Source organism: Treponema zioleckii (assembly GCF_014737315.1).
In the GTDB taxonomy this organism is placed as follows: Bacteria; Spirochaetota; Spirochaetia; order Treponematales; family Treponemataceae; genus Treponema_D; species Treponema_D zioleckii.
This window is the reverse complement of sequence record NZ_JPUF01000115.1, coordinates 1-4,095: the sequence shown is the minus strand read 5'-3', so window position 1 is coordinate 4,095 and position 4,095 is coordinate 1. Positions and strand designations below refer to the sequence as shown.

Here is a 4,095-nt window from a genome sequence, read left to right as displayed (position 1 = left end):
AATGTTAAATTACAAAGGATTAGATATGAAAGCCTGTGCTAACTTGCTTATGATGTCTATCTGCAGTAAGAAAAAAAACACATAACATGCGCTTCAAATCGGATTTTGCGGTTTAACTCATTGTTATGTGGACGCCCGCGCTGGGGCGCAGGATTTCAAATATATAGAAATTTTCCTAAAAATATGGTATCATTTGAAAAATATGATTCAGCCAACACTTTTTGACATAGAAGAAAACCACACTGTAGAAAGTATTTCAAATCCAAAAACCTATAAAGGCATATATGCTTTTCATAAGTATTGGGGTAAAAAACCCATTGAAAGTTTGGATTATTGCATAGAAAACTGTACAAATAAGAATGATATTGTTTTAGACCCTTTTTTAGGTTCTGGGTTAATTTCTAAAGAAGCTCACAATTTGGGTAGACGATTTTTAGGAATAGATATAAATCCATTCTCGATAGAACATACATTGTTTTTATTGTCATTACCAAGTGCAGACGATTATAAAAATGCAATAAAATTAATTAAGGAAAATGTATTGTCAAAAATTTCAGAAAGTTATGCACTTGAAAATGGAGATACTGCAACTCATTTTTTGTGGAATAAAGATGAATTGCAAGAAGTTTGGAAAAAAAATAATAATTCAAGAAGAAAAGTACAATTAGAACCGTCTGATTTTGATTTAAACAAAATTAAATCGTTTGAAAATTATTCTGTCAGAAATATTCAAAAAGGAACATTTTTTGAGAATGCTCGAATAAATTCGATGGAAAATATGACCATATACGATTTGTTTACAAAACGGGCATTATACAATATTGATTTAATCTTGGATGAAATTAACAAATTTTCAGGAGATTTAAAAAGAGCTCTCCAATTAACATTAACTTCTTCTTCTGGACAAATGTCAAATATGGTGTTTGCTATTACAAATCGCGGAAAAACTAAAAACCAACAATCAGAAAAAATAGAAGTTGGCAGTTGGGTTATTGGTTTGTGGCGTCCTGATTTGCATTTTGAAATAAATGTTTGGAATTGTTTTGAGAACAGAGCAAACAAATTGTATAAAGCGTTATTAGAACAAGATTCTTTTCCAATATCCTGTAAGAATAGTATTTCTGATTTCTATGCAAAACAAGCAGAAATGGGAATTGTTCAGGGAAATTCAAAAATCGAATTGAAGAAAATTCCTTCTGCGTCTATAAAACTAATTATTACAGACCCCCCTCATAGCGACAGGATTCCTTATTTGGAATTAAGTGAGATGTGGAATTGTTTATTGAATAAAAAATCTGATTTTTCAGAAGAGATTGTTGTTTCAAATGCTAAAATTCGTCAAAAAAGTAAAGATAAATACTTGACTGATATGCGTGAAATTTTGTCAGAATCATCACGTATTTTAACAAAGGATGGATATTTATTGCTATATTTCAATGCAAAAGATAAGAACAGTTGGTCTTTCTTTGATAGTATTGAAAAACAAAATTCGTTGGTTTATCTCGGTTCTTTTCCAATGGAGTATTCTGCAAATTCTGTTGTTCAAGACAATAGAAAAGGAGCAATGAAATCTGATTATGTGTTAGTTTTTAATCATTCTCGTACTCAAAAAACACTTAATATATTTAATAAAATAAAAGGCTGGACAAGTGATAAACCGTTTAAGGAAGTGAAAAATGCCTAATAATTTTAACAAATGGAAGTCTGTTTACGATGCAGAAGATTTGATTCCTTTTACAGAAAACAAAGAAGCTCTATTATGGCTAAAAGTTAAATCTGTAGTACGAAAGGAAATTATCAATGAGTTTTGTTCGGAAAATCAGATAGTCTTGAAAACAACTTCATTATCTAAACAGTTTGAAGAGCTTTTCAATTTGCTTTCTGCTAATTTAGAAGTCTCTCACAAAAAACTGGATGCATATATTCTTTTAAAAAATACTAAAATTTTGAAGGAACTAAATCAAGAAAAATTAGTTTCAGAACTCTATAAATTACAAAGTTTTGAATGGGGTGGAGATTATCAGAATTCATTAGATAAGTATTTGGTTAGCCATTATGTAAAGGCTATACGATCATTCGATGAATTAACTGCAAAATTTGATAAAGAAATCAAACATGCTGTGCAAGGATATGTCTTGAACAGTTGGTATAATCATTGGTCAAGTATTTTAATTGAGCATATTTTCAAATCTCACGAAATTGTTTTGCCAACTGTAGGTCAAATAAAGAGTGTGGATTTTTTCGTAAATCAAATACCTTTTGACTTGAAAGTTACTTATTTCCCCGCTGAATTTTTAAAAGCACAAAGAAAAGAAAAAGGTTATCCAGTGGAATTGACCTTCTTAAAATCTAAGGCAAAAGAACTTGGCATTGTGTTTGATAAAGATGCAAAACCAAGTGAAATTCATTATGAGATTTCGGAAAAACTTAAGGATAGAAATTCTAAGGCGAGTTTAGAAGTCTTAAATACTCTAAAACAAGAAAACCTTAGAATTGTACAGGAGTGTATAAAAAATCCAAAATTGCTTGCTAAATGGTTGTATGAAAATCAAGGAGAGATGAGATTCGGTTCTGAGAATCGTTTATTTTTAGTTTTAATAGATACAGATGATTTTTCTGCTTCTTGGAAACTAAAAAGAAATTTAGATTTGTTAAAACCTGCAATTCATGGTTATCTGGATAACTTTGGAAATAAATCTTTGGATGATATGAAAATAGAGTTTACTTATCAAGGTAAATCAAAAATTTATACGACCTATGCAGATGTGATATTTGTAATGAAATAAACAGTAAATGATGAAAAACTTATTTTTGGATTCACAAATATGGTTAGACCTTTATTATTTCTCAAATGATGACCTTACACAATTTAAGAAATTAAAAGATATGTTAGGATCAGATATTCGTCTTTTTGTTACAGAGCAAGTAAAAAATGAAGTAAAAAGAAATAGGGAAAATAAGATAAAAGCGGCATTATCCCAATTTCAAGAATTAAAAATTCAGTTTCCAAATCTGTGTAAAGGATATGATACATTTAACACACTAAAAGCGACGTTTGAAACTTTTAAGAAAATGCATAAAGAATTTATAAGTAATTTAAATGCTGATATCGAAAAAGAAAAATTATATGCCGATGAAATTATAAATGATTGTTTTAATCAAGTAGAAGTAATTCCCTATTCAGAAGAAATAATTAATAAATCTGTACTTAGATATAAATTGGGAAATCCTCCTGGTAAGGAAAACTCTTACGGGGATGCAATTAACTGGGAACTTCTTTTAGAAAATGTTCCCGAAAATGAGGATTTATTTTTCGTATCATCTGATAAAGATTTTCGTTCTCCTATAAATGATAAAGTACTATGCAATTTTTTAATACATGAATGGAAGGAAAAGAAAAATTCAGAAATATATTTCTATACAAGCTTAACAATGTTTTTTAATGAGAATGTAAAAGACATTGAATTAAAGAGTGAAAATAAAAAAGCTGAAATTATTGAATCATTAAGAAAGAGTCCTCATTTTGAAACAACACATCGTATAATTGCTCAATTAAATGAATATAGTACTTGGAATGAAGATCAAGTTATTGAGTTGTTCAAGGCTGCGGATGCAAATAGTCAGGTTTACGGCATAATAAATGACGATGATATAGAAAGATTTTATAAAAAAATTTACAAGTTATATCCAGAAACGATAAATAATATCAATGATTTAGATTGGCTTCTAAAAAAAATTGGAATAAAATTGCTTGAAAGTAATTTACCTGATATTCCTTTTTAAAATAAACACATAACAAAGCTTCAAATCGGATTTTGCGGTCAAGCCGCGCCACCGTTTAAGTTGTTATGTGGACCCCGCACTGGGGCGCAAGGAAGAAAATGAAAAAGTTATTATCAGAATTATTTATTCTTATATTTTTAGGTACAGTAATCTTTGCAGAAACAGGAACCGTTTTGGAGGATAGAGTTCGTGTGAGATCTGCACCGTCCTTGAAATATTCTACTGTCGTTGGAGTAGTGAACAAAGGTGACAGATTAGAAGTCGATGCTAAAACTGAAGAATTTGATAACATTGACGGTTTTTCAAAACCCT

4 protein-coding genes are annotated in these 4,095 nt (G+C 29.6%); all 4 read left to right on the top strand.

The window, feature by feature from the left end; translation table 11 throughout:
* Nucleotides 1-127 precede the first annotated feature (127 nt).
* The gene (locus JI65_RS16520) at nt 128-1,684 is read left to right on the top strand and encodes a DNA methyltransferase (RefSeq protein ID WP_242457284.1); all 1,557 of its coding nucleotides are present in this window, start codon (nt 128-130) and stop codon (nt 1,682-1,684) included.
* A complete protein-coding gene (locus tag JI65_RS16515) occupies nt 1,677-2,786 on the top strand; it encodes a hypothetical protein (RefSeq protein ID WP_191018264.1) in 1,110 nt (369 codons plus the stop codon). The genes JI65_RS16520 and JI65_RS16515 overlap by 8 nt, the downstream gene beginning before the upstream one ends.
* A 7-nt stretch (nt 2,787-2,793) precedes the next feature.
* Nucleotides 2,794-3,783 (top strand): PIN domain-containing protein, encoded by a 990-nt coding sequence (locus tag JI65_RS16510; protein WP_191018263.1) that lies wholly within the window; start codon nt 2,794-2,796, stop codon nt 3,781-3,783.
* A gap of 98 nt (nt 3,784-3,881) precedes the next feature.
* A partial coding sequence (locus JI65_RS16505) for an SH3 domain-containing protein (RefSeq protein WP_191018262.1) occupies nt 3,882-4,095 on the top strand: 214 nt, incomplete at its 3' end.